The following is a 26,386-nucleotide window of genomic DNA, read 5'->3' on the forward strand; positions in this document are numbered from 1 at the left end:
AAGCCATGACCGACCATACGCTGCGCCTTTCAGGCCTCGAACCGTTCAACGTCACGTCCGGGACGCTTTTCATCAACGTCGGCGAGCGCACCAATGTGACGGGCTCGAAGGCGTTCGCCCGCATGATTCTCAACGGCCAGTTCGATGAAGCGCTGGCCGTTGCGCGCCAGCAGGTCGAAAACGGCGCGCAGGTAATCGACGTCAACATGGACGAAGCGATGCTCGATTCGAAAGCGGCGATGGTGCGCTTCATGAATCTGATCGCATCGGAACCGGACATCGCGCGCGTGCCGCTCATGATCGACTCGTCGAAGTGGGAGGTGATCGAAGCCGGCCTCAAGTGCGTGCAGGGCAAGGCGATCGTCAACTCGATCTCGCTGAAGGAAGGCAAGGACGCGTTCGTGCACCATGCGAAGCTGATTCGCCGCTACGGCGCGGCAGCCGTCGTGATGGCGTTCGACGAAAAGGGCCAGGCCGATACATTCCAGCGCAAAACCGAGATCTGCAAGCGTTCGTACGACGTGCTCGTCAACGAAGCGGGCTTTCCGCCCGAAGACATCATCTTCGACCCGAACATCTTCGCGGTCGCGACCGGCATCGAAGAGCACAACAACTACGCGGTCGACTTCATCAACGCGACCCGCTGGATCAAGCAGAACCTGCCGCACGCGAAGATCAGCGGCGGCGTATCGAACGTGTCGTTCTCGTTCCGCGGCAACGACCCGGTGCGCGAGGCGATCCACACCGTGTTCCTCTATCACGCGATCCAGGCGGGGATGGACATGGGCATCGTCAACGCGGGGCAGCTCGGCGTGTATGCGGAGCTCGACCCCGAGTTGCGCGAGCGCGTCGAAGACGTCGTGCTGAATCGCCGTGACGATGCGACCGACCGGCTGCTCGAAATCGCCGACAAGTTCAAGACCGGCGCCGCGAAGAAGGAAGAAAACCTCGAGTGGCGCAATCAGCCGGTCGAAAAGCGTCTCGCGCATGCACTGGTGCACGGCATCACGAATTTCATCGTCGACGACACCGAGGAAGCGCGCGCGCAGATCGCCGCGAACGGCGGCCGCCCGATCAATGTGATCGAAGGGCCGTTGATGGACGGCATGAATATCGTCGGCGACCTGTTCGGGCAGGGCAAGATGTTCCTGCCGCAGGTCGTGAAATCGGCGCGCGTAATGAAACAGGCGGTCGCCCACCTGATTCCGTTCATCGAGGAAGAAAAGAAGCAGCTGGCCGCGGTCGGCGGCGACGTGCGCGCGAAAGGCAAGATCGTGATCGCGACCGTGAAGGGCGACGTGCACGATATCGGCAAGAACATCGTGTCGGTCGTGCTTCAGTGCAATAACTTCGAAGTGGTCAACATGGGCGTGATGGTGCCGTGCAACGACATTCTCGCGAAGGCGAAAGTGGAAGGCGCGGACATCATCGGCCTGTCGGGACTCATCACACCGAGCCTCGAAGAAATGTCCTATGTCGCCTCCGAAATGCAGCGCGACGACTACTTCCGCGTGAAAAAGATTCCGCTGCTGATCGGCGGCGCGACGACCTCGCGCGTGCATACGGCCGTGAAAATCGCGCCGCACTACGAAGGGCCGGTCGTGTATGTGCCGGATGCGTCGCGTTCGGTGTCGGTCGCATCGAGCCTGCTGTCCGACGAAGGCGCGGCAAAGTATCTCGAAGACCTGAAAGCCGATTACGAACGCATTCGCCACCAGCACGCGAATAAGAAAGCGCAACCGATGGTCACGCTCGCGAAGGCGCGGGCCAACAAAACGAAGCTCGACTGGAGCGCGTATCAGCCGGTCAAGCCGAAGTTTATCGGCCGCCGCGTGTTCAAAAACTACGATCTGAACGAGCTCGCGAACTACATCGATTGGGGCCCGTTCTTCCAGACCTGGGATCTCGCCGGATCGTATCCGGCCATCCTCAACGACGACGTAGTCGGCGAATCGGCACGGCGCGTGTTCTCGGATGCGAAGTCGATGCTCGCACGGCTGATCCAAGGCCGCTGGCTCACCGCGAACGGCGTGCTCGCGCTGTTGCCGGCCAACACAGTCAACGATGACGACATCGAAATCTACACCGACGAATCGCGCAGCAAAGTCGCGCTCACGTGGCGTAATCTGCGCCAGCAGAGCGAGCGGCCGGTGGTCGACGGCGTGATGCGGTCGAACCGGTCGCTGGCCGATTTCATCGCGCCGAAAGACTCCGGCGTCGCCGACTACATCGGCATGTTCGCGGTCACCGCGGGCATCGGTGTCGATGCGAAGGAAAAGCAGTTCGAGCAGGATCACGACGACTACAGCGCGATCATGCTGAAGGCGCTCGCCGACCGCTTCGCGGAAGCGTTCGCCGAAGCGATGCACGCGCGCGTGCGCCGCGATCTGTGGGGTTATGCGGCTAACGAGTCGCTCGCCAACGATGAACTGATCGGCGAGAAGTATCGCGGCATCCGTCCTGCGCCGGGCTACCCGGCCTGCCCGGACCACCTCGTGAAGCGCGATATGTTCGACGTGCTGCAAGCGGGCGAAATCGGCATGAGCGTGACCGAGTCGCTCGCGATGCTGCCGGCCGCGAGCGTGTCGGGCTTCTACCTCGCGCACCCGGACAGCACGTACTTTTCGGTCGGCAAGATCGGCGAGGATCAACTGGACGACTACGCGCAGCGCATGGCGCTGTCGAAGGCCGACGCGCAGCGCGCGCTCGCGCCGCTGCTGTAACCGGTCACGCGGCGCGCGCCGGCCCGTATGCCCGGCGCGCGCGTCAGCTAGTGCTTTTCCCGGTCGACTATATCAACGCACAAAGACCGAATATTTCCGGCGGTTCAGTTTTCGGCTTTGTAAACTGCAGCGGCTCGATCTCGCCGGATGCGTCCGCAGGAACGCACGGCGCGACCGCCTTTGTATCGCGTTGCAACTGTCCCGGAGAAAATCGTATGAAGAAGCTGTCGCTGATGTTGATGGCCGTATCGCTTGCCGCCGGCACCGCACCGGCGTTCGCGCAAGGCGGATCGAGCTCGGTGAGCTCGTACTCGCCGCCGACCGAGCAGCACGTGAAGAAGCCGAAGCACAAGAAACAGAAAAACGGCGCGTCGGCGCCGGCCGCGGCGCCGCAAGGCGCAAGCGCGAGCCAGTAAGCAATGCGCCGCCGCAAAGCATGAAGCCCGCGTTGCATCGCTGCAAGGCGGGCTTCTTCACTATCGCATAGCGTGGCGTGCCGGTCAGTTCACGGCTACGCGCCGCCGTCAGACTCCCCAGACGATATCCGCGTTTTCCTTCTGCGCGGCGCGCAGCATATCGAGGAACGGATACGCGCGTTGCGCGAGGCCGATCGGGATTTCGTGAGGGTCGTGTCCCTCTTCGCCCTCGTGGAAATGGCCGTCGTGCTCCGCGCGCTCCTGCTTGTCGGTGACGATTGCCGCCTCGAGCTTCGTAATCGCGTCGCCCAGTTCGTCGTGCGTGATGACGCCGCGTTGACCGAGCCTCTTGCCGACAATACCGACCAGATACTGAGCGAGGTTCTCCAGCATCATCACATCCGGCGCGGCACGACACTTGAAAGTAATCAGCATGACCGTTCCCTTTTCGTTATGTTGAATCTCCCTCGCCGGCTGACGGCGCGGCTCACAGCGAAGCAGCCCTCCGCCGTGCACTTCTATTGGACATATTAGCACCTGCTAAAATCCGACCTGACGGAACAAGTCCGCCGCGCTGCGCGCGTACCCGCCGCACCCGCGCGGGCGGTGGCGCCACGCACAGCGCGCGGCGCGCGTGACTCGCGGCGATCCATTCGAGCCGCCGCTGTTTCCGCGCCAGACCTTCGGCACTCGTGCGCGCCGGGCGCTCGTCACGCCGCACTGGAAGTTGCCGCATTCGGCACAATCCTGTCTTACCCGACTGCCTCACTGGACACGCAACAAGCATGCTGCCTGCACATAAACACACTCTCGAAACCCTGCTCGCCGACCTGGTGAAGCAGATCGCCGCGGCCAACGCCGGCGCGTCCGAAGCCGCCTTCGTGGCGCCGGCGATTACCCTCGAACGTCCGAAGGTCGCCGCGCACGGCGACATCGCATGCAACGTCGCGATGCAGCTCGCCAAACCGCTGCGCGCGAATCCACGGCAGCTTGCGCAGCAGATCGTCGACGCGGTGCTCGCGCATCCGCAGGCGCAAGGCCTCGTCGACAGCGCGGAAGTGGCAGGCCCCGGGTTTATCAATCTGCGTATCGCGCCGGCCGCGAAACAGGCCGTCGTGCGCGAGGTGTTCGCCCAGCAGCGGGCCTTCGGCCGTTCGCAGCGCGAAGCGGGCAAGCACGTGCTGGTCGAATTCGTGTCGGCGAACCCGACCGGCCCGCTGCACGTCGGGCATGGCCGCCAGGCCGCGCTCGGTGACGCGCTGTCGAACGTGCTCGATGCGCAGGGCTGGGACGTGCATCGCGAGTTCTACTACAACGACGCCGGCGTGCAGATCCATACGCTCGCCGTGTCGACCCAGGCGCGCGCGCGCGGCCTGAAGCCCGGCGACGCAGGCTGGCCGGAATCCGCCTACAACGGCGAATACATCGCCGACATCGCACGCGACTACATGCACGGCGAGACCGTCGCCGCGCGCGACGGCGAGCCGGTCAAGGGCGCGGGCGACATCGAAGACCTCGAAGCGATCCGCCGCTTCGCGGTCGCCTATCTGCGCCACGAACAGGATATGGACCTGCAGGCGTTCGGCGTCGAGTTCGACCAGTACTACCTCGAATCGTCGCTGTACAAGGAAGGGCGCGTCGAACAGACAGTCGATGCGCTGGTCGCGGCCGGCAAGACGTTTGAAGAAGGCGGCGCGCTGTGGCTGCGCACGACCGACGACGGCGACGACAAGGACCGCGTGATGCGCAAGCAGGACGGCACCTACACGTACTTCGTGCCGGACGTCGCGTACCACGTCGCCAAGTGGCAGCGCGGCTTCACGAAGGTGATCAACATCCAGGGCTCGGACCACCACGGCACGATCGCGCGCGTGCGCGCCGGCCTGCAGGGCCTCGGCATCGGCATTCCGCAGGGCTACCCGGACTACGTGCTGCACAAGATGGTCACGGTGATGCGCGACGGCGAGGAGGTGAAGATCTCCAAGCGCGCCGGCAGCTATGTCACGGTGCGCGATCTGATCGAGTGGTCGGGCGGCGCCACGCCCGGCCAGGAAACCGCGCCGGACCTGCTCGACGAAGAGACGATCCGCCGCGGCCGCGATGCGGTGCGCTTCTTCCTGATCTCGCGCAAGGCGGACACCGAGTTCGTGTTCGATATCGATCTCGCGCTCAAGCAGAACGACGAGAACCCGGTGTACTACGTGCAATACGCACACGCGCGCATCTGCTCGGTGCTCGGCGAATGGAAAGCGCGCTTCAATGCGGACGAAGCGGTGCTGCCGTCGGTCGACCTCGCGCCGCTGTCGAGCGAGCGCGCGATGGCGCTGCTGCAAAAGCTCGCGGAATTCCCCGACATGCTCACGCACGCGGCCGACGAGCTCGCGCCACACACGGTCGCGTTCTACCTGCGCGATCTCGCGGGCGAATTTCACTCGTTCTACAATGCCGAACGCGTTCTGGTCGACGATGAAGCGGCCCGCAATGCGCGCGTCGCACTGCTTGCCGCCACGCGCCAGGTGCTCGCGAACGGCCTTGCGATCATCGGCGTGTCGGCCCCCGCCAAGATGTAAATTCGACTCGCCCGCGCGACCCGCTTATGCGACCATAACGCGCGACCGCCGCCAGGCGAAGACGGCAACGGCTTGATAAGCCGTTGCCGTCGCTATAATCGACGGTCATTCAAGTTTTCCTTTTGCAGGTGATTCAGACAATGGCAAAGCCACGCCGCACAACGAAGCAGTCGAAGCAATCCGGGGGAACGTTTCTCGGCATCGTGCTGGGCCTGATCGTCGGCCTGGCCATCGCGGTGGTGGTCGCGCTGTACATCACGCGTGCGCCGACGCCATTCGTCGCGAAGGTCGCGCCGCCCGCCGCGTCGGATGCCGGCGCCAGCCAGCCGCAATACGATCCGAACCGGCCGCTGCAGGGCAAGAGCCCGGGCCAGCCGGTGCCGCAAGCCGCGCAGCCCGCGCCGCCGAATACCGCGCCGGGGCAGACGAACAATCAGACGCAATCGTCGGGCATTCTCGACGAGCCGCAAATCGTCGAAGTGCCGCCGGCCGCCAGCGGCGCCGCGCCGAACCCCAATGCGTCAGGGGCCGCCGTCGCCGGTGCGAAGAAGCCCGCTTCGAGCGCGCCTGGCGGCACGAGCGGGGCAACGGTTGCCAACGTCGCGCCGCAGGCAAAGCCCGGCGCGTCGGCCCCGCCGTCCGCCACCGACGCAAACACCGGCTATCTGCTGCAGGTCGGCGCCTACAAGACGTCCGCCGATGCCGAGCAGCAGCGCGCACGGCTCGCGTTCCAGGGCTTCGAATCGAAGGTCACGCAGCGCGATGCCGGCGGTGTCACGTACTATCGCGTGCGGATCGGGCCGTTCTCGAAGTTCGAGGACATGAATTCCACGCGTCAGCGCCTGTCGGACGCGGGTATCGACACCGCCGTCATCCGTTTTACCAGGCAGTAATACGCTGTACGAATACGTGCGCGACGCGCTGAACCTTCGGCGCGCACCCGCAGTCTCATGCACGGCAAACGCCTGCCGTCCGTCGCAGCGCTCACGGTGACAGGCTCATGACGCCAGCCGTCCAACCGTCAACGCTACTTCCCGATTGGGATCACAAGACATGAAAAAGCTGCTTAGCCTACTTTGCCTCTCGCTCGGTATCGTCGCTGCCACGGCAAGCGCCAGTCCGGCCGCGCCGGTTGCCGGCAAGGACTACACCGTGTTGTCGTCGCCGCAGCCGGTCGAAGTACCGGCCGGCAAGATCGAAGTGATCGAGTTCATGTGGTACGGCTGCCCGCACTGTAACGAGTTCGACCCGTATCTCGAAGACTGGATCAAAAAGCAGGGGCCGGACGTCGTGTTCAAGCGCGTGCCGGTTGCCTTCCGCGACGACTTCATCCCGCATTCGAAGCTGTATCACGCGATCGACGCGCTCGGCCTCGCGCAGGAGTTGACGCCGAAGATCTTCCACGAGATCCACGTCAACAAGGACTACCTGCTCACGCCGGAAGCCCAGGCGGCATTCCTGTCGAAGAACGGCGTGGACCCGAAGAAGTTCATGGACGCGTACAACTCGTTCTCGACGCAAACCGCGCTGCAACGCGACAAGAAGCTGCTCGACGACTACAAGATCGACGGCGTGCCGACGCTGGCGATTCAGGGCAAGTATGAAACCGGCCCGGCGCAGACCAACAGCCTGCCGGGCACGCTGCAGGTGCTCGACTATCTGGTCGGCCAGGTTCGCGCGAAGAAGATGTAACGCGCGGTATCGCGACGCGCTGGTATGAGCACACCGCAAAAGGTTTTCATCACCGGCGCGTCGAGCGGCATCGGCCTCGCGCTCGCGGCCGAATATGTGCGGCGCGGCGCGATCGTCGGCCTCGTCGCACGGCGCGCCGACGCACTCGAGCGTTTCCGGCAAGCCCACCCTCATCATCCGATCTCGATCTATCCGGCCGATGTCCGCGACGCCGACGCGCTTGCGGCCGCCGCGAAGCGTTTCTTCGACCAGTACGGCTGCCCCGACATCGTGATCGCGAATGCCGGCGTCAGCCGCGGCGCCGTCACCGGCCTCGGCGACCTGAAGACCTTTCGCGACGTGATGGACATCAACTACTTCGGCATGGTCGCCACCTTCGAGCCGTTCGCGTCCGCGATGGCTGCTGCGCGCAAGGGGACGCTGGTCGGCGTATCGAGCGTCGCGGGGGTGCGCGGGCTGCCGGGTTCGGGCGCATACAGTGCATCGAAAGCCGCGGCGCGCACCTATCTGGAAGCGTTGCGCGTCGAAATGCGGCCGCGCGGCGTCAAGGTCGTCACGATCGCGCCGGGCTTCATCCGCACGCCGCTCACCGCGCGCAACCCGTACCGGATGCCGTTTCTGATGAATGTCGAGCGCTTCGCGCACCAGGCGATCGATGCGATCGACCGCAAGAAGCGCTTTGTCGTGCTGCCGTGGCAGATGCGCTTCGTCGCGATGATGTTGCACATCACGCCACGCTGGCTCTACGATGCGGCGATGGAAAAGGCGCCGCACAAGCCGCGCGCGGCCGCCGATTAAACGTCAGCCGGCAGCATCCAAAAGCGGCCACCGCAGTCAACGAAGGTCCACTGGGTGGTCGCCGCAGCAACCGTCCAATAAGCTTTTGCGAACGTGGCAGCGCAATCGGGCGATCTTCAGCACAATATCAGCCGCCCACCGCCGTCGCCGCAGCCGTCTGCGAGCGGCGCGGCACGCAAGCCACGTTGCCAGATCACGATCGTTCCGGGAGATGTCATGCGCTTCACGCCGTCCGCCGCTGCCGTATTTGCCGCCGTCCTGTTCGCTGCGCCCGCGCTCGCGCTGGCCAAGCCGCTGACCGTCTGCACCGAAGCGAGCCCGGATGGCTTCGATATCGTTCAGTTCAATTCGCTCGTCACGACCAACGCGTCAGCCGACGTGATCTTCAATACGCTCGTCGACTTCGACGAAGCGACGAAAAAGGTCGTGCCGGGACTGGCCGATAAATGGCAGATCAGCGCGGACGGCCTCACGTACACGTTCCGTCTGCGCCCGAACGTATCGTTCCAGACGACCGGCTATTTCAAGCCGACGCGGCCGCTCGACGCGGACGACGTCGTCTTCACGTTCAGCCGCATGCTCGACGATAGCAACCCGTGGCACAAGGTGGTCGGCGCAAACGGCTTTCCGCATGCGCAATCGATGGGCCTCGCGAAGCTCGTCAAGTCGATCACCAAGGTCGACAACCAGACGGTCAAGATCGAACTGACCGAGCCGAACGCGCCGTTCCTGTCGGTGCTGACGATGGGCTTCGCGTCGATCTATTCCGCCGAATACGCAGACCAGTTGCTGAAAGCCGGCAAGACGAACGACCTGAACGCGCAGCCGATCGGCACGGGGCCCTTCATGCTGAAGAGCTATACGAAGGACGCGGTGATTCGCTACGACGTGAACCCGGCCTACTGGGGACCGAAGCCGAAGATCGACCGGCTGATCTACGCGATCACGCCGGACGCCACGGTGCGCGCGCAGAAGGTGAAGGCCGGTGAATGCCAGATCGCGCTGTCGCCCAAACCGCTCGACATCGCCGACGCGAGAAACAACCCGTCGCTGAAGGTGGAGCAAACGTCGGCGTTCATGACCGCGTTCGTCGCGCTCAATACCGGGAAGAAGCCGCTCGACAACCAGAAGGTGCGCGCCGCGCTGAATATGGCGTTCGACCGGACCACATATCTGAAAGCGGTGTTCGACAACACCGCGACGCCCGCGACGAACCCGTACCCGCCGAATACCTGGAGCTACGACAAGGCGGTGAAGCCATGGCCGTACGATGTTGCGAAGGCAAAGAAGCTGCTTGCCGACGCGGGCTACCCGAACGGCTTTTCGACCACGATCTGGGTGCGCCCGACGGGCAGCGTGCTGAACCCGAACCCGAAGGCCGGCGCGGAATTGCTGCAGGCGGACTTCGCGAAGATCGGCGTCAAGGCCGACGTGAAGGTGATCGAGTGGGGCGATCTGATCAGGGAAGCGAAGCAGGGCCATCATGACACGCTGTTCATGGGCTGGGCCGGCGACAACGGCGATCCGGACGACTATCTCACGCCGCTTTTCAGCTGCAACGGCGTGACATCGGGCATCAACTTCTCGCGCTTCTGCGACCCCAATCTCGACAAGCTGATCGATCAGGGCAAGCGCACATCCGATCAGGCGAAGCGCACGCAGGCCTACGAGGCGGCCCAGCAGATCATTCACGATGAAGCGCTGTGGATTCCGCTTGGCTATCCGACCGCGACCGTGATCACGACCAAGAACGTCAGCGGATACCAGGTGAGCGCATTCGGACGGCAGAACTTCGCGACGGTCAGCGTGCAGTAGCGCAATCGCCGCCCTTCCGGAAAAACAGGCCCGCGTGTTCGGCACGCGGGCTTTTTTTGCGCCGCCGATCTGTAAAACCGTGTGCGATCCTGTAGCACTACGTATGTAGTGCCCTTGTGCGTCTGTCCCAACCTAGACTCTGCGTGCGGAATCGGCAGGTCGCGCGAACGCACGGCTGCCGCTGCTGCAAATCATAACTTTCGATTAACGCATTGCCCTGTTAGAGGATTCGCACATGCAAGCCACGTTCGATAGCCGTTCGTTTGAGACGCTCCACAACAACGCGTGGAATTCGGCCCGATCGGTTACCCAGTCCCGTTCATTCGATTCTTTCGCCGCGTCGTCCCGCTCGATCAACCCGTATGGCGCGTCGCGCGCATTCAGTCAGCCGTCCGGCTATCCACAGACGTCGCGCGCGATGGCGTCGTTCAGCTCCCACGCGTATTCGACGCCGCAGCGCAGCGATTATGGCCGTATGCAACAGGCGTCGATGACAAACTTCTCGCGGGAAGTCGTGCGAACGCCGGATGGCGGCATGATGTCGAAGACCTCGTTCACCCGCGTGCAGCAACCCGCGAATCAACGTGACTACGGTCACGATCGGCACGGATACGACAACGGTTCCGATCGGCACGGCCGCGACATCGATGAACGATGCTGGAACAATCGATCCGGCCAGACATCACACCTGCCGATGTCGGTCACCTCAAAAGGTGACGACCTGAATGTCCGCATGGGCAACAACACGACGCTCGAAACGAAGAAGTCCGACTCCGACCTTTTTATCAATACGAAGACGAAAGACGGTCACGACGTGTCGATCTCGTCGAAAGGCGATCCGCACGCAAGCCTGTCCGTCGACGGCAAGCAGATCGCGACGGGCGATTACAAGGACCCGTTCCGCGTGCAGGTCGACGGCAACAACATCACGATGATTCCGGAAGCCAAAAAGAATAACAACGGGCCGGCGCCGTATCTGGACAAGGCCGTGATTCAACAGAAAGATGGGTCGATGTACGTGATGGACCATCTGAGCCAGGCAGACAAGTCGTCGAAACCGACGTACCGCGAAGTCACGAACGGCAGCGAAAAGAGCCAGTACCAGCAGATCGCCAACAACGCGCATACCGCAACGTACAGCAACGGGCAGATGATCGACTCGACCACGCATAAGCCGATTACGAACGCCGATATCAACGCACATTGATCGACGCATCGGAGCCCGTACAGGGCTCTGTCTCTTTTCGACCGGAGTCGTGGGCTCCACGCCGGACGCCAGCCTCGTGGCCGTCCGGCCACACGCATACGCATACGCACACGCACACGCATACGCATACGCATACGCACACGCATACGCACACGCACACGCACATGCACATGCACATGCAGCAGCGAACTTCACGGCGCATCGACCCGCGCGCGAGGCAAGTGACACACTCGCGCGCCATCCGCTAATCCCGATCGAGCAACGCCGCCCGGAACCGGCGCGCGCGCTGGATAGCGTCATCGCGTCCGATCGTTTCGCGCTGCAATTGCAGCGACGCTCCCGACACATCGTCGGCCGCATTCGAGCGCTCGCGCATCGCCAGCGCAAGCGCGCGATGCAGCGCTGGCGTGCGGTCGTCGTGCCAGCGCAATGCTTCACGCCAGAGCTGCCCGGCGCGCCTGTCATGGCCGCATGACTGCAAGATCGACTGGCGTTGCGCGTCATGCCGGCGTATTTCCGCGCGGCGCTGGTCAACCTGCGCGTCGGCCCGCTGCAACGTTTCGCGCGCCAGATTGAGCGCGCGCCGTTTGCGTTCCACGCGCAACGCGCGAACGCGCGCAAGCATCCGCCATAGCTGCGCGTTGCGCTTCGCGTCGCCGCTCATCGCGCCGGCGCACCGCACAATGCGTGCAGCATCGAACGCGTCGCCTGCACCGGACAATGCTCGTCATGGCGCTGGCGCAGAAACCGCACGATCTCCGGATACCGGTCGATCGCGAGATCGCTGGCCGCGTCGCTGCCGCGCTGGTACTCGCCGATCTGCAGCAGCAGTTCGAGCTCCTGATAGCGGCTCATCCATCCACGCACCCGGTCCGCCTCGGCCCGGTGAGCCGCATCCGTCACGCGCGTCATCACACGGCTCTTGCTCTTCAGGATGTCGATCGCCGGATAATGGCCCGCGCCGCCGAGTTTGCCCGACAGCTGAATATGCCCGTCGAGCAGCGAGCGCGCTTCCTCGGCAATCGGATCGGAAAGATCTTCATCTTCCGCCAGCACCGTGAAGAATGCGGTCACGCTGCCTTCGCGCGTCAGCCCCGCCGATTCGATCAGCTTCGGCAACTCCGCGAACACGCGCGGCGGATAGCCGCGGCGCACCGGCGGCTCACCGACCGCCAGTCCGACTTCGCGCAGTGCGCGCGCATAGCGCGTCAGCGAATCGAACAGCAACAGCACGCGCCGTCCGCTTGCGCGCAAACCGCTCGCAACCGCACAGGCGAGTTCAGCCGCCTTCAGCCGCTCGGCTGCCGGCCGCTCGGAGGTCGAAGCCACCACTACCGCAGATGCGCGCCGCCCGGACAAATGATCGTGGATAAACTCGGACACCTCGCGGCCGCGCTCGCCGATCAGCGCAACGACGATCGCATCGACCTGCGCGCCGTTCGCGATCATGCCCATCAACGTGCTCTTGCCGCCGCCCGCCGGCGCGAAAATGCCGACCCGCTGCCCGACGCCGCACGTGAGCAGCCCGTCGATCGCGCGTACGCCGGTCACGAACGGCTGCGCGATCACCGGCCGTTCGAGCGGGTTGATGCTGGCAAGCGACATGCCGCGTTGCAGCGCGCTCGCCTCGCGCGGCGCCGGGCCGCCGTCGAGCGGACGCCCGAGTCCGTCGACCGTGCGCCCGAGCATATCGAGCGCATCGAACTGCCCCCACGCGAGGCCGCAGCCGTGCACCTGCGTGATATTCGACAGACCGGCGAGGCCGTCGAGCGGCATCACGAGCGCGCCGTCGTCGATAAAACCGACCACTTCGCCCATTTGCGTGTCGAGCGTATCGGGACGCACGAGGCGCACCATCTCGCCGATCCGCAACGACACGCCGACCGCGCGCACCACGACGCCGCGCGCTTCGGCGACTCTGCCATACAGCGTCGGCTCACCGCTGAGCACCGGCGCGAGATGCTGGAACGTTTTCATGCGCGCCGCTCAGGCTGGAGAAAGCGTGCAGATCGTCTGCACACTGAAGTTATCGAGCGGAATCTCTTCGATCGCCAGCGCGTCGATGCGAATGCCGAAAGTCTTCAGATGCCGGCGCAGATGCGGACGCAACACCGCGGTCGTAACCAGCACACGCACCCCTTGCGCGTATGCGTCGCTGAACGCGCGCTGCAGGTGTTCGAGTTCATCGACACCGAGCACGCAAACCGGCTCGCCGTCCGGACCGCTGCGGATCCGGTCTTCGAGTTCCGCCTCCCACGACGGCTCGAACACCGCCGCGTCGATGCGCCATGCGTCGAGATCCGCGTAGCGGCGTGCGAGACGCGCACCGAGCGCGATGCGCGCGTCGCGCACCATCCGGTCGACGCTGCGCTCGCCATCCGGAATACGGATGACGGCTTCGAGAATCGCGCGCAGATTGCGGATCGGCACGCGCTCTTCGAGCAACCGGCGCAGCACGCTGGCAAGCAGGACGGGACCGACCGCCTGATCGATCTGCCCCGCGAGTTCGCGAAACTCGATACCGATCTGATTGATCAGGAAGCGCGCCTCCTGCGTGCCCATGCACTCCGCCGCGGTCTGCTCGCAGACGTCGGCCAGATGCGCGCACAACGCTTCTTCGACGCTTGCCTTGCCGATCTGCGGATCGTCAAGCGACGCCGCCTCGGCGCTCTTGATCCATACGGCCTTCGGCGCGCCCGGGCTATAGCCCGCTATGCCTTCCATCGTTATCTGCGACTCGCCGCCGCTCACGAGCACGTGAGCAGCGACCAGCGTGCCGCTTGCGTACGGCACCTCGTCGATATCGATGATGTAGCGCTCGGCGTCGAGTCGCGCATCGCGCTGCAACGCGAGCCCCGGAAACGGCAGGCCGAGGCGCGTCATCAGATCGCGCCGCACCTTGCCGAGCTGCGCATCGAAGAGCCGCGGACGCAACGCTTCATATGCATTGGCCCCCAGGCGCAAGCGCAGAATCGCACTGGTGCCGAGCTCGACGTCGTCCAGAATGCGCTGCGTATAGTTGCCGCCGTCGCGCGTCATCGCCGGCATGAACGGCCGCTGCGTGCGTTCCAGCGCCGCGGCCTGCCGCATCATCAGGATCGACAGTCCGATCAGCGCGCCGCCCGCCAGCGCGAACTGCACATGCGGAAAGCCGGGGATCGCGCCTAGCGCAAAACAGCCGACGCCCGCCATCGCCAGCGCCTTCGGATGCAGCGACAGCTGCCGGAAAATGTCGCCGCCGAGGTTGGTCGGCGCGCCGCCCGACGATACGCGCGTGACCAGCAGGCCCGCCGCGATCGATACGATCAGCGACGGGACCTGCGAAACGAGACCGTCGCCGACGGTCAGAATGGTGTACGTATGCAGCGCGTCGCTGAACGACATGCCGCGCTGCGCAATGCCCACCGCCAGACCGCCCGCAATGTTGACAAGCGCGACGACGAGCCCGGCCACCGCGTCGCCCTTGACGAACTTCATCGCACCGTCGAGCGAGCCGTAGAAATAGGTCTCGCGCTCCAGTTCGCCGCGCAGCCGCCCGGCCTCGTGCGGCGCGATCAGGCCGCTGCGCAGATCGGCATCGATGCTCATCTGCCGGCCGGGAATGCCGTCCAGCGTAAAGCGCGCGGACACTTCAGCGACGCGATCGGCTCCCTTCGCCACCACGATAAACTGAATTGCGGACAGCACGACGAACACGACAATGCCGACCGCGACGTTGCCGCCGACCACCATCTCGCCGAACGCGCCGATGATGTCGCCCGCATGCGCGTAGAGCAGGATCATCTTCGTCGATGCGATCGCAAGCGCGAGGCGCAGCAAGGTCGTCACGAGCAGCAGCGACGGAAAGCTCGACAATTGCGCGGCCTTCGTGACGTAGATGGTCGTGCTCAGCATCACGAAGCTCGCGCAGAAGCTCACGCAGATAAAGAAGTCGAGCATGAACGCCGGCACCGGCAGGATCAGCAGCACGAGCACCGACAGAATGCCGACGCCGACCGCGAGGTCGGCATGGCGCCCGAGCAGTCCGGGCACATCCAGACGCGTCCAGATCGAACGGTTTTGCATCGGCTTTGACATATCAGCGGCTCAATTCTCTATGTAGCGCGCGGCGGCGGCCCTTCACGTGCGGGTCGCCTTCGCTGTCGCGGTATTCACGTTTGATTTCTTCCTTGTCCATGCGCAGCCTGCGCCGCCACAGCACACGCTGCATCACGAAGTCGGCGATGGCGGGCGCCAGCTGCGACGCGGCCATCATCGCGAGCAGCGACGCGCTCGATACGCCGATGTCCGCGAGCAGCATCGGCAGCGACAGCGTGAATGAAGGCACGAGCTGCGCGCACCACTTCACGAACGCATACCAGAACACGGCCAGCAAAATCGTGAACTGCGCGAGCGCAATCAGGGTATCGACGATCACCCGCGTGCTGAAAATATTCTTCAGGCCCGACACCGGGTTCAGACGCTTCAGATCGGGCGTCGCGCGTTTCCATGCAATGACGCCGCGCGTCTGCGCGACTTCCGGCACGACCGCCGCCAAAATGCCGGCGCCCAGCGTGACCAACGCCGCGGGCAGCAACGCGGCAAGCGACGACACCACTTGCGCGGATCGCTCGACAAAACCGCGTGCTTCATCGATGCCGGTCACTTCCAGAATCAGCGTTTGAAAGAGCTGATACAGGTGCGACGACTCGATCACGAGAAAGAGCCACCAGATCAGCCCGCTTGCCGCGGCGCTCGCGTGCACGCTCTTCGCGATGTCGCCATCCTTGATCGCCTTGCTCAGGCGCTGCGGGGTCGGTGCTTCGGTCTTGTCGCTCATCGCAGCATCAGGCTCTGTCTGAAGATGATCGCCAGCCGTTCGACAAACACCGGCACGCAGGACATCGCCGCGAATGAAATCACCATCGCCTTTACCGTGCGCGCCGTCGTAAACGGGTTGAGCCGCTTCACGTGCCGCGACATCAGGCCGAGCGACAGGTCGACCATCATCATCAGACCGATGAGCGGCATCGCAAGCCGCACGCCTTCGGCGAACGACGCGGCCACGCGCGCGGCCGAAATCTGCTGGAACAGCTGCTCCAGATTCACGCGTGACGCGCCGGGCGGGCAGATCGCCCACGCGTCGGCGAAGAAGCCGCATACGAAGCGCAGCCCCGCTCCGGTGAAGAACGTAAGCGCGGCAAACTGCGTAAACAGCGTTTCGAACAGCGCGGATTCCTGCTGGAAGTTCGGGTCGTAGACCGCCGCGATCGAGTAACCGCCTTGCTGATCGAGCAGCGCGCCCGCGCATGACGCGACGTGAAACACCGCGCCTAGCAGCAGGCCGAGTGCGACACCCACCAGCGCTTCCATCAGCGCCGCAAGAATGAACGGCGCCGGCGCGCCCGCTTGCAACGGCAGCACGGCGAATAGCAGCACGAGCGGCACGCGCAGCTTCGTGCCGAGCGAGTCGCCGAACGCGAACGGTACGAGGCTGAGCGCCACCGCGGGTCGAATCGAGCAGAACGCGAGTCCCTCGAGATAGCCGAAGACATTCATGGTCAATGCACGCGGCCCGCGGCAATAAACTCGAACACATGTTCGAGAAAACGCGTCACTTCGCGGCTAGCCCACGGCGCGGTGACGATCAGCGTCATGCCGACGCAAATGATCTTCGCGCCGTACGGAAGCGTCTGGTCCTGAATCTGCAGAATGGACTGGACGAGGCCGAGCAGCAGACCCACACCGGTCGCGACCGCGAGCGCGGGCAGCGACAGCCAGAACACGAGCAACAGCGCGTCGCTGGAAAGCGACGTGAGCGACGGAAACGAACTCATTTGATGTAACTGATGATCAGCCCGTGAATCAGCCGCGAGATGCCGGACACGGAGACCAGCACGAATAGTTTGAGCGGAATCGATACCGTGCTCGGCGACAGCATCATCATGCCCATCGCGGTCAACACGTTGGCCACCACCAGATCGATCACGAGAAACGCGATGTACAGCAGAAACCCCGCCTCGAAACCGCTCGAGATTTCGCTGATCAGAAACGCGGGAATCAGCAGCGAGAAATCGGTTTCCTGCGCATCGCGCTCGGGGTCGATCCGCTTGACCGCATTCACCAGAAAGGCACGCTCGGATGGCCGCGAATGCGCGTACAGAAACTCGCCGAGCGGACCGCGCACCGCCTTGATCGTCTCCGCCATGCCGGGCATCGCGCCGCTTTCGAGCCGCTCGTCGAGCGACAGCTCCGCGCCGATCTTCGACATCACCGGCGCCATCACGACGAGCGTCGCCGCGATCGCGAGACCGGCGATCGCGGTGTTGCCGGGCGCCTGCTGCACGCCGAGCGCCGAGCGCAGCAACGTCAGTACGATGCTGAACTTGGTGAACGACGTGACCATCACGACGATAAACGGCATCAGACCCAGCACCGCCATCAGTCCGATGATCGAGATCGGGTCCAGCGGCGCGTTCATGCGTCGGCATCCGGATTCGCGCGGTGCGGCAGGTCCGTGATGCGCACGCCCAGTGCGTCGTCGATATCGATCAGCTCGCCGCGCGCGAACGGCACGCCCTGGCACAGCAGGGTCACCGCGCGCTCCCGCACCGGTATCCGCAATGACAGGATCGAACCCGCACGCAGATGGGTCAACTCATGCACCGACAGCGAGACGGTGCCGAGCACCGCATCGAACGCAAAGGTCAGCGCGTCGACGGCGATAAACTCGCTGGTCATTTCCGGTTGATCCTTTTCATCGTCGATCAGGGGACGCTCTACCAAGATTTCCTCTCCAGAGATTTGCAGCAGAATGCGGCGCGCGCCATGTCGCAACGGCACGCGCAAGTAATACGACGCACGCTCGAGCAGCAACGCATCGCCGGGTCTGATGCGGCGCAAGCGCGTGAGCGACAGCGAAGGGCCGGCCATGCATAGCGGCACCGGCACCCGCAGACGCCTGCCCAACCCGTCGACGCCGGCCGCCGGCGCGGGGCGACGCCGCAACCATTGATCGACCGCTTCGCAATGAAACGAAAAATGCGCGGCGCGTCCGCTTTGCACCTGCGTGACCGACATTCCATAAACGCCGGCTGGCGGCATCGCATCGAATGCGATGTGCCGAAGCTCGAATGAGAACCCGAATGCGCCCTCGAGCGCGGACAGCCAGTCCTCCAGTGCATCTGCGACGAGTGCGCGCGCGTCGGCGTCCTCGCGCGGCAACGGACGCGCGGGCAATTCGGGCAGCAATGCCCGTGCATCGCAATCGAGCGTGAACGGCTGTCCGGATGCCGTGCCGACGAGCCTGAGCGGATAGCGCGCCCGGCATGTCTCGAACTGCAACAGATAGCGGCGCACGCCGACACGCACCGGCCAGGGCGCGGCGAAATGCAGCGCCGCTACGTTCAGACGCTCGGCGTCGGCTTGCGTGAGACGGCTCATACCGATGAGCGGATTCACGGCGCGTCTCCCTCGTGTGCACCGTGCGTGGTCCGCCCGTGCTGAACATCGCGCGCGTTGCGCGCACGCGGGCCGATCGCATCGATCACGTCGCGCAGTCCCCGCTCCACTACCGCAAACTGTCTGTCGACGGCCTCGTCGAGACCGCGGTACTCGCCCAGCATCGCACCGATCGCATCGCGGATACCGCGTTCCAGCGCACTTAATTGCATGCGCAAGCTGCCGTCAATCACGCCGCGCTCCGTTTCGACGATGCACGAATGAGGCGGCAAGCCGGCATCTGCCAGTACGGTAAACAGCGGCGCGGCGAGTTCCTGTTCGAGCCGCGCGATCAGACGCTTCGCTTCGCGATAGTCGACATTCGATACGCGCAGCGACATCACCTGCTGCGAACGCGATGCGGCAATGCAGCGGCGCAACTGGTTTGGCAACGCCGCCGCCGGCGGCAGCTTGCCGATGATCAGCACGAGCGCATCCAGTGCGACGCGCACGAGGCGTTCCTCCACGCAGCGCGCGACAAACGATGCAGCCGCATGCGGCATCGCAAAGTCGCGGACCGCTGCGGCACGCCCCGCGTCGTAGCCTCGCCGCCACGCGCGGCGTTTCATTTCGCGTACACGCGCGGCGAGGCGCGATGTCTCGCGCGCCGCATCGTTCGCGCGCGCGTCATCGAGCGCGCGCAGATCCTCCAGTTCGACGAGATCGGCCGCCGACACGTAGCCGTCCGATTCGATGCGCCAGTTTCCTTTCTTGCAGATCAGCACGCTTCACCCCGCATCAGTTGCCATGCGTCGTCGACGAGCGCGCGCGCAGCCTCGATGGTTATATCGACGGCACGAAAACGCTGCGCGGCATCGACGACCTCACGCGGCATGCGCAGACGCAGCCACATGTGCTGCACTTCACCGCCGTCGCTCAGCCCGCGAAGCGACAACGCGAGCCCCGCGGCGGTCATCGCGCGGCGGTCGAAGAAATCGAGCGGCGCGCCGACCGGCAGATCGTCCGCATCACCGCGCGCGTGTTGTTGAATCTTGCGCAGTACGTGCGGGGCGACGTTTCTCGCGAACGCGAGATGCGCCGACCCCGCTACGACGCGGCGCAGCGAACGCGAACACGCGAGCGCGGCGCTGACGCGGAACAGGCGCGCGCATGCGGCACGCGGCAAGGCGCCGACACACGGCAGCGTTTGCGTGAAATCGATACGACCCAATTGCGGGTATTCGGCGATCAGCCGCGTGCTCGCTTCAGCAAGCGCACGTTCGCCGCGAATCGGTGTGTCGCGCATCAACCAGCTGTGATGCGCCCATTTGCCGATCGACAACGCGGATAGAGCCGTCATCGCGTGTCTCCTTTCGCTTGCGCGGCCAGTGGCGCTTTGCCGTCGGCTTCAGAGGCCGGTGCGCGGCGGCGCCGGCCGCGCCCTGAAAACGCGGATGAAAATGAGCGGATGCCGCGACGCCATACCCACACCGACATACTGAGCAACATCACACCGGCCGCGATCGCAAGCAGCACGAGCGTTGCGCTCGCATGTTCGTCGCGTTCGCGCTCTGTCGCGCAGGCGCTGCCGCCGCCGCATGCGTCGGCGGCGACGAGCACCGGCGTGACGGGAATCAGCGTCAGGTTCACGCGATCGGGCGTGAGTCCCTCGACGCCGCCCGCGACGAGCGCGCGAATCCTGTCGCGCATCAGCTCGAGGTTGTAGTCGGTGCGATAACGCAGCATCACCGATGCGGACGGCGGCGTGACGAGGCCGAGCACCGGGTCCCGCTCGGGCTGCACGATATGCACGCGTGCAACCAGCACGCCATCGATTTTCTCCAGCGTTTCCGAAAGCTCCTGCGATACGCCGAAGATGAAGCGAACCCGGTCTTCGTCCGGATTCGAAATGAGCCCCTGACGGCTGAACAGTTCGCCGAGATTCGCGTGGCCGCTGCGCGGCAGCGCATACGCACCCGCCAGCTCAGTCGCGGCGACCGCGTCGCGACTGTCGACCGACACGGTCCACGTCTTGTCGGGATTGCGCTGTTTGGCGCCTTCGATACCGTGACGACTCAGCACCGCGACGATGCGATTCGCCTGGTCTTCGTCGAGCCCTTCGAATAGCGACGTCTTGCAGCCGGCGAGCAGCACGAACGACAGCACGATCAGCAGGCGCCGCATCAATTGCCTCGCGCCAATGTCTGCACGCCGTTGGTAAAGTGGTCGGCTACTTTCTTGTACAACTGCAGCGCCTCCGCATTCATGTTGATATGCGTGCGCAGCCTGAACACATCGGCGGGCTTCAACGCGCCGCCCAGCACGCGCTGGACTTCCTGATCCAGATTCTCGGTCGATGCCCGGGAGCCTTCTTCGGCACGCTCGATCCATGCGACGCTGCGCGACGCCGCGTCGTCGGTGAATGCGCTGCGGCGCGCGTCGGCCGAGGCGACCGGCGGCCCGGAGAGCGGGTCGCCGAGGGGGTACGGGGCGGCGCCGGCTGCGTCGAATGATGGCGTCGCCGGCTGAACTTCGGGAATAGTCACTGCAATGGCGGGAATGTGCGGCACCATCTTGTTCTCTTCAATGAGTGTTCTGCGGTGAAAGCATGGACGTTCGAACCGGGCACGGACCATCCGGATGCCCGGGCTGCCGAGGCGCCCCGTTCAGGGCGCCCCAACCCCTTGCGGGAGAAAAAGCGGGCTTAGCGCAACAGCGCCATCACCGACTGATTGCGGCTCTGCTCGAGCATTGCCGCGGTCTGCGCCGCTTCAGACTCCTTGTTGGCGGCCTGCTTGGCGGCTTGCGCGTCCTGCGGCGTACCGCTCTGCGCAGACTTGGTCGCTGCCGCGTCCTTGCCGCGCGTCGCGTTGCCCAATGCGTTGTAGACGGTGCCGTTGTCGTAGCCGCCGCCCGCCGCGCCGTACTGGCCCGCGTACGGGCTGATTGCACCTATAGCCATGATTTCGATCCTCAAAGTTTGATCACGCGTATTTCTGCGGAGCGACTGCTCCATCGACCGCCTGCCTGGCGACGCGCGCGCCCGGCAAGCGGAGCGGGACGCTCGACTGCTGCGCCCGATTCCTGTTTTCCGTCGAAAGGTGAATGGGTGGGTTGGCCCTGTTGCTGGCTCTTCAGCGCGCGATCAACATTTGCCTTCCTCCCGCGCGCCTTTGGTGAAGAATTCGTACACCGACCCATCGTCATCGCGCACCACCTCGGCGACACATTCGGAGATGCGCGTCAGCTTGCCGATGCGCAGATGCGAACCCGCGAAGTACATGCCGCCCTGCTGATCGACGAGCCACGCGCCGTGCGTCGATCGCATCAGGTTCATGCCGATCGATTCCAGCGGGACGCGCACCGCGCCGCTGTTCGCCGGATGCCCGGTGAACGTCAATCCGGCGAGGCCGTCGATCTCCGCGCGCGCGAGGCGCGCCACGCGCGCGTAGTCCCACGACTCGGGCAACAGATAGCCGTCGGCAGGGGGCGGTGTAATCGCAAACGCACCGGGCTGCGTGGGCTGCACTTGCGCGGCGCGGTAGTACTTGTCGAGAAACGCGCGCAACTGCTCCTGCAACTGATCGACCACGATCACTTTCAGCACCGGGCTGCGTGCCGTGCTGCGCGCGGCGACGGCCAGCGCGGAGAGATCCGCGTAGCTCTGCACGTACCCCTCGTACACCGGCACGCCGGCTCTCTCGTCGACATGCATGCGCACGAAACGAAACGCCGGATTGCCGGTATCGCGTGTTGCCTTCGTGGCGAGAAGCGGCGATGCGAGGTGCCAGCCGGCGCCCGCGATCAGCGCCAGCACGAGCGCCGCCAGGCCGGCCTTCGCAGGCCCGGGCGTCAGCGCGCTGCGCCTTGCGGCATAGGCCAACGGCGCGTGTGCGAGGAGCCACGCGAGTTCGGCCTTGCGCACCGCGCGCGGCGTCAGCGCATCGCGTCCGCCATACTGCAAGGTGGCGACACCGAGCGCGAACGATCCGCCGTAACGCAACTCGGTGGACTTGCCGGCGCGCAGCGGACGGCCAAACACGGTCACCCGATCCTGCAGCGCGGTGAGCGCCAGCTTCTCGCCGGCAACGCGAATCGTCGCGTGATGCGCGGCAACGCCTTCATCGATCAGCACGAGATCGACGTCATCGCCGCTGCCGATCGACAGATCGTGACCCTCCGACAGTTGCACACTTGCGCCTACGTGAATTCCGCCTGTCACGACGATCAGTGCGGCGCTGCTCATCGGTGCAGGTCCTGCATCGGCAGCGCGCCCGCGGCTGTGCCTTGCAGCATCGGCCGGTTCGACGCAGCCGCCGGCTGCGACAGCGACAGCAACGCGCCGGTCACCGCGACATCCGCTGCCGGCGCGACAGGCTGCAGGCCGGTACGCACGGCAGCCGGTACCGGCTGCGCGGCCGCAACGTCGACGGGCGCGCCGCCGGTCATCCGCTTGAGCCGCGGCGTTATCAGAATGAGGCGCTCGAGACGCTGCGTACTGGTTCGCTTGCCGCTGAACAGGCCGCCGAGATACGGAATGTCGCCGAGCACCGGCACCTGCGACTTCGACGTTTCGCTTCGTTCATATTCGTAGCCGCCGATCAGCAGGCTCTCGCCATCCGCGACGATCGCCTGCGTGACGATCGAATGGTTGTTGACGCGTGGAATACCGTCCACCGTTTGCGTCGAATCGAAGCCGCCGTCCTCGATCTGCACGTTCAGCAAAATATTCCGGCGCGGGTCGTCAGCGGACTCGACGGTCGGCGTGACCTTCAGCGTCAGCCCCGTGTCGACGTTGAACAGATCGACGTCCTGATTGCCCGCCACGCGTACGTACATCGAGTTGCGCGACGACAGCACCGCTTCCGAGTTATTCAGCGTCAGCACCTGCGGACGCGACAGGATGCGCGCCTTGCCGCTTTCTTCGAGCGCGCGAATCTGCGCAAACAGATAGTTCGCGGTGTTGCCGATCAGCGTGGTGAGGTTCACCCCTTGCAGCGCGCTTTGCACACCCGTTAGCGCAGTCTGCGCAGCGGACGGCGGATACGCATTCACCATCGCATGCGCCGCGCCATCGCTGCCGAACGTTGCGCCGCCCCAGCGAATGCCGAGTTCACGCACCGCGTCGGTCGACACGTCGATCACGGCCGCGGTGATCTCGACGAGATCCTGCGGTTGATCGAGCATCGCAATCGCGCGCTCGTAGTTCGACATCATTTCAGGCACGTCGTACACGACGACCGAATTGGTGCGCGCATCGGCCACGATATTGCGGCGCGCCGACATCACGTCGGGCACACTGGCAACATCCACCTGCGTTGCGCCCGGCTCAGGCGACAGCATCTCGGCCGGCTGATCGCCGCTCGCGAGCCCGAGTCCGCGCAGGCTCGGCAACGGCGGCGGCCCGTTACGCGACGCGCGCACTTCTTTAGGTTGCGGCGGGTGTTGCGGACGCGACACGTAGGTATCGCCCATCAACTTGCGCAACAGCGACGCGACGCCGGGAATCGTATGCGTGCGGTTGCTGCTGGTGTAAGTGATGTCCTGTGCCTGCGCATAGCGCAAGCGAAACACGCGAATCTGCGTCTGATCGAACGGCGTGTCGATCGTCGCCTGCTGACGTGCCTTTTCGATTGCGTCGGCGATTGAATCGACGAAACGTGACGGCCCGGTGGCTTTAGCGGTCGTGTCCGAATAGCGCACCGGCAAATGCGGGTCGTCGAGATCGAGGCTGAGCAACAGGCCGGCGACAGCCTCGCGCTTCATCGGCGCAAACGGGATCGTTCTGGTTCTGATGTCGGAACCGCCGGACACGTGCAAGGTTCTGCCGTCGAAATACCATGCGAGGCCATAGGCCTCCGTCAGCTTTGCAAACACAGCGGCGGGCGGCTCGTCGAACGCGCCGTTCACCATGCCCTTGACGTTCTTCGCGATGTCGACCGACAACCCGCCTGCGCTCGCCACATCTTTCAGCACATCGGCTAGCTGCGAGTTACGCGCGAAGTAATGCATCGGCGCGTTGCGCCATGGCGGCTCGCCCGCATGCGTCACGCACGCTTGCAACGTTACCCATGCAAACGCAAGACGACGCATCGCGACGCCTGTCGAATAGCGCCGCCGATAACGACATCGACTCTCTTTGCCCGCGTTGCACCACGTCATGAACATCAAAGCTCCTCTGCCGGCGAGGCCGGCTACGTCATGACGGAACTTTAGTTGTGCGCGCATGCATCACGGTCATACAAATATATCACCGGAGTTTCGCGAACTGCGCGAGGATAGTCGACACACCCGGCAGGCAAATGTTTTTTAGTTTATTTGATCAATATGCCTAATCATTTGTCTCCGGGCAGCGGATTGCAGAAAGTTCCACTTTGCATTTCAAACGATAACTTTGAGCAGCTTCGAAATTTCTGAGCAGGTTCAAATGCCCATTACACAGTATTGCAATTTCAGCGCAGACCTCGCACGGCCGCGACAGCGATCCGTGCGCGTCAATGGTCTTGCGACATGTCTAAGGCTTGAAGAGGTCTACTGGACAATCATCGAAAAGCTGGCGCGCGAAGAATCTTTGACAGTCGGGAAACTGATTTCCCGCTGGGCACTGGAGATGGATCTCGCGCATGAGGACGTGTGGAACTTCACCGGCTATGTGCGTGTGATCTGCGTGGTTCAGTTGATGAAACGTTCTGGTTCGATGCCCACCGATGGCGCGGCGAATTCAACCGGCCTCGCCAATGCGCGCGACGTTCAATGAGCCATCAGGCCGGCCGCTCGCGTCAGCTCGAAAGCGCGCTTAATCCGGCAATCAGGAGGTGTTGATGTAGAAAAAGAATCGTCATCTGATATTCGAGCCGTACAGGCCATTCGGAATCCGCTCTAACCGTATACAGAGCGATCATCAAAAGGACAAATCTTCATGCAGGTTCAAACGACGTCGACTTCATTCTCTTCTTACAATCATGCCGGCTCGATGATGCCCGGTGCGGGCTTTGCATCGGGCAATCAGGCAGCGACCGCATTCAACCACGGCCGGCTGCAGGGCACGCTCGATGCGGCACAGGCACTCGGCGCCGGCGGCAACTACATGTCGTCCGGGGCGGGCTCGATGCTGGGTAATAACGCGCCGGCAGCATTCAACCAGGGGCGAGTGCAGGGCGCGCTCGATGCGGCCCAGGCGCTGGGTACCGGCGGCAATGCCATGTCGTCCGGCGCGGGTGCGACGCTGGGCAATACTGCACCGGCAGCATTTGACCAGGGGCGGATGCAGGGTACGCTCGACGCGGCCCAGGCACTGAGCGGCGGTCCGCGCATCTTTTCTCCGGACGACGCTTCAGCGGCTGGGGCCGCGGCCCAAGGTGCGGGAGGCGACGGCGGCGCGCAAGCGAGCGGCGGACAGGGTGCGGGAAGCGACGGCGGTGCGCAAGCGAGCGGTGGACAGGGTAGCGGCGCAGGCGGCCAGCAGATCGATCCTTCGCAGATCATGCAGATGGTGATGGGCGCGATCATGCCGCTGCTGGGCATGCTGGGCGGCGCCGGTGGCGGTGGCGGTGGCGGTGGCGCGGGCGGTCTCGCATCGGGCCTCGCATCTGGCCTCCTTGGCGGTCAAGGCGGCGCATCGGCCTGACGCTCCGAGGTTGCACCGGCTGCTGTCGCTCGCATCGGACGGACCTCTCGAGCGCGGCGACAGCGGTCTTCACGAATCGTATCAATCAACCGGTTGCCGGCCTTCGCCGGCAACTTCAC

At 64.4% G+C, this 26,386-nt stretch carries 26 protein-coding genes; 10 read left to right on the forward strand and 16 right to left on the reverse strand.

Annotated elements, in window-relative coordinates:
- Positions 1–5: 5 nt before the first annotated feature.
- On the forward strand, positions 6–2,723 hold the full coding sequence (metH, locus tag HV675_RS12660; protein ID WP_175111260.1) for a methionine synthase: 2,718 nt from the start codon (positions 6–8) through the stop codon (positions 2,721–2,723).
- Between the two features lie 215 nt (positions 2,724–2,938).
- Entirely contained in the window at positions 2,939–3,139 is a 201-nt protein-coding gene (locus tag HV675_RS12665) for an acid-shock protein (protein ID WP_175111261.1), read from the forward strand.
- 108 nt (positions 3,140–3,247) lie between these two features.
- Here HV675_RS12665 and HV675_RS12670 read toward each other — a convergent pair whose 3' ends face one another.
- A complete protein-coding gene (locus HV675_RS12670; protein ID WP_175111262.1) occupies positions 3,248–3,574 on the reverse strand; it encodes a DUF1840 domain-containing protein in 327 nt (108 codons plus the stop codon).
- Between the two features lie 350 nt (positions 3,575–3,924).
- Here HV675_RS12670 and argS point away from each other — a divergent pair, with 350 nt between their 5' ends.
- The 6 genes from argS to HV675_RS12700 all read left to right on the forward strand — a co-directional run bounded on the left by argS (position 3,925) and on the right by HV675_RS12700 (position 11,221).
- Positions 3,925–5,709 (forward strand): arginine--tRNA ligase, encoded by a 1,785-nt coding sequence (argS, locus tag HV675_RS12675; protein ID WP_175111263.1) that lies wholly within the window; start codon positions 3,925–3,927, stop codon positions 5,707–5,709.
- 140 nt (positions 5,710–5,849) lie between these two features.
- Complete coding sequence (locus HV675_RS12680) at positions 5,850–6,602, forward strand: SPOR domain-containing protein (protein ID WP_246270216.1); 753 nt, start codon at positions 5,850–5,852, stop codon at positions 6,600–6,602.
- A gap of 160 nt (positions 6,603–6,762) precedes the next feature.
- Complete coding sequence (locus HV675_RS12685) at positions 6,763–7,401, forward strand: thiol:disulfide interchange protein DsbA/DsbL (RefSeq protein ID WP_175111265.1); 639 nt, start codon at positions 6,763–6,765, stop codon at positions 7,399–7,401.
- A gap of 24 nt (positions 7,402–7,425) precedes the next feature.
- Complete coding sequence (locus HV675_RS12690) at positions 7,426–8,199, forward strand: SDR family oxidoreductase (protein ID WP_175111266.1); 774 nt, start codon at positions 7,426–7,428, stop codon at positions 8,197–8,199.
- A gap of 216 nt (positions 8,200–8,415) precedes the next feature.
- The gene (locus tag HV675_RS12695; protein ID WP_175111267.1) at positions 8,416–10,014 is read left to right on the forward strand and encodes an ABC transporter substrate-binding protein; all 1,599 of its coding nucleotides are present in this window, start codon (positions 8,416–8,418) and stop codon (positions 10,012–10,014) included.
- A gap of 235 nt (positions 10,015–10,249) precedes the next feature.
- Positions 10,250–11,221 carry a hypothetical protein gene (locus tag HV675_RS12700; protein ID WP_175111268.1) on the forward strand — a complete coding sequence of 324 codons (972 nt, stop codon included), beginning with the start codon at positions 10,250–10,252 and terminating at the stop codon, positions 11,219–11,221.
- Between the two features lie 244 nt (positions 11,222–11,465).
- On the opposite strand, the gene HV675_RS12705 is transcribed toward HV675_RS12700, so the two are convergent.
- The 15 genes from HV675_RS12705 to sctC all read right to left on the reverse strand — a co-directional run bounded on the left by HV675_RS12705 (position 11,466) and on the right by sctC (position 24,808).
- Positions 11,466–11,885, reverse strand: a complete 420-nt coding sequence (locus tag HV675_RS12705) for a hypothetical protein (RefSeq protein ID WP_175111269.1) — start codon at positions 11,883–11,885, stop codon at positions 11,466–11,468.
- Positions 11,882–13,198 carry a FliI/YscN family ATPase gene (locus HV675_RS12710; protein ID WP_175111270.1) on the reverse strand — a complete coding sequence of 439 codons (1,317 nt, stop codon included), beginning with the start codon at positions 13,196–13,198 and terminating at the stop codon, positions 11,882–11,884. Before HV675_RS12710 ends, HV675_RS12705 begins: the two co-directional genes overlap by 4 nt.
- Positions 13,199–13,207: 9 nt before the next feature.
- Complete coding sequence (locus HV675_RS12715) at positions 13,208–15,298, reverse strand: flagellar biosynthesis protein FlhA (protein WP_246270218.1); 2,091 nt, start codon at positions 15,296–15,298, stop codon at positions 13,208–13,210.
- A gap of 1 nt (position 15,299) precedes the next feature.
- Complete coding sequence (locus HV675_RS12720) at positions 15,300–16,040, reverse strand: EscU/YscU/HrcU family type III secretion system export apparatus switch protein (RefSeq protein ID WP_175111271.1); 741 nt, start codon at positions 16,038–16,040, stop codon at positions 15,300–15,302.
- Positions 16,037–16,759, reverse strand: coding sequence for an EscT/YscT/HrcT family type III secretion system export apparatus protein (locus tag HV675_RS12725; RefSeq protein WP_175111272.1), 723 nt, complete (start codon positions 16,757–16,759; stop codon positions 16,037–16,039). Before HV675_RS12725 ends, HV675_RS12720 begins: the two co-directional genes overlap by 4 nt.
- Positions 16,760–16,761: 2 nt before the next feature.
- Positions 16,762–17,037 (reverse strand): type III secretion system export apparatus subunit SctS, encoded by a 276-nt coding sequence (gene sctS / locus HV675_RS12730; protein WP_175111273.1) that lies wholly within the window; start codon positions 17,035–17,037, stop codon positions 16,762–16,764.
- Positions 17,034–17,681 (reverse strand): type III secretion system export apparatus subunit SctR, encoded by a 648-nt coding sequence (gene sctR, locus HV675_RS12735; protein ID WP_175111274.1) that lies wholly within the window; start codon positions 17,679–17,681, stop codon positions 17,034–17,036. Before sctR ends, sctS begins: the two co-directional genes overlap by 4 nt.
- Positions 17,678–18,661, reverse strand: coding sequence for a FliM/FliN family flagellar motor switch protein (locus HV675_RS12740; RefSeq protein ID WP_246270220.1), 984 nt, complete (start codon positions 18,659–18,661; stop codon positions 17,678–17,680). Before HV675_RS12740 ends, sctR begins: the two co-directional genes overlap by 4 nt.
- On the reverse strand, positions 18,658–19,425 hold the full coding sequence (locus HV675_RS12745) for a FliH/SctL family protein (protein WP_175111275.1): 768 nt from the start codon (positions 19,423–19,425) through the stop codon (positions 18,658–18,660). The genes HV675_RS12740 and HV675_RS12745 overlap by 4 nt, the downstream gene beginning before the upstream one ends.
- Positions 19,419–20,000 (reverse strand): hypothetical protein, encoded by a 582-nt coding sequence (locus tag HV675_RS12750; protein ID WP_175111276.1) that lies wholly within the window; start codon positions 19,998–20,000, stop codon positions 19,419–19,421. Before HV675_RS12750 ends, HV675_RS12745 begins: the two co-directional genes overlap by 7 nt.
- A complete protein-coding gene (gene sctJ / locus HV675_RS12755; RefSeq protein WP_175111277.1) occupies positions 19,997–20,824 on the reverse strand; it encodes a type III secretion system inner membrane ring lipoprotein SctJ in 828 nt (275 codons plus the stop codon). Before sctJ ends, HV675_RS12750 begins: the two co-directional genes overlap by 4 nt.
- A complete protein-coding gene (locus HV675_RS12760; RefSeq protein WP_175111278.1) occupies positions 20,824–21,213 on the reverse strand; it encodes a hypothetical protein in 390 nt (129 codons plus the stop codon). Before HV675_RS12760 ends, sctJ begins: the two co-directional genes overlap by 1 nt.
- A 131-nt stretch (positions 21,214–21,344) precedes the next feature.
- Positions 21,345–21,602, reverse strand: coding sequence for a hypothetical protein (locus HV675_RS12765; RefSeq protein WP_175111279.1), 258 nt, complete (start codon positions 21,600–21,602; stop codon positions 21,345–21,347).
- Positions 21,603–21,785: 183 nt separating this feature from the next.
- Positions 21,786–22,886, reverse strand: coding sequence for an FHA domain-containing protein (locus HV675_RS12770; RefSeq protein WP_175111280.1), 1,101 nt, complete (start codon positions 22,884–22,886; stop codon positions 21,786–21,788).
- Positions 22,883–24,808: a type III secretion system outer membrane ring subunit SctC gene (sctC, locus tag HV675_RS12775; RefSeq protein WP_175111281.1), complete on the reverse strand. Its 1,926-nt coding sequence runs from the start codon at positions 24,806–24,808 to the stop codon at positions 22,883–22,885. The genes HV675_RS12770 and sctC overlap by 4 nt, the downstream gene beginning before the upstream one ends.
- A 226-nt stretch (positions 24,809–25,034) precedes the next feature.
- Here sctC and HV675_RS12780 point away from each other — a divergent pair, with 226 nt between their 5' ends.
- Positions 25,035–25,397: a ribbon-helix-helix domain-containing protein gene (locus tag HV675_RS12780; protein ID WP_246270221.1), complete on the forward strand. Its 363-nt coding sequence runs from the start codon at positions 25,035–25,037 to the stop codon at positions 25,395–25,397.
- Between the two features lie 162 nt (positions 25,398–25,559).
- A complete protein-coding gene (locus HV675_RS12785; RefSeq protein WP_175111282.1) occupies positions 25,560–26,267 on the forward strand; it encodes a hypothetical protein in 708 nt (235 codons plus the stop codon).
- Positions 26,268–26,386 lie beyond the last annotated feature (119 nt).

Source organism: Paraburkholderia solisilvae (assembly GCF_902859875.1).
GTDB classification, from domain to species: Bacteria; Pseudomonadota; Gammaproteobacteria; order Burkholderiales; family Burkholderiaceae; genus Paraburkholderia; species Paraburkholderia solisilvae.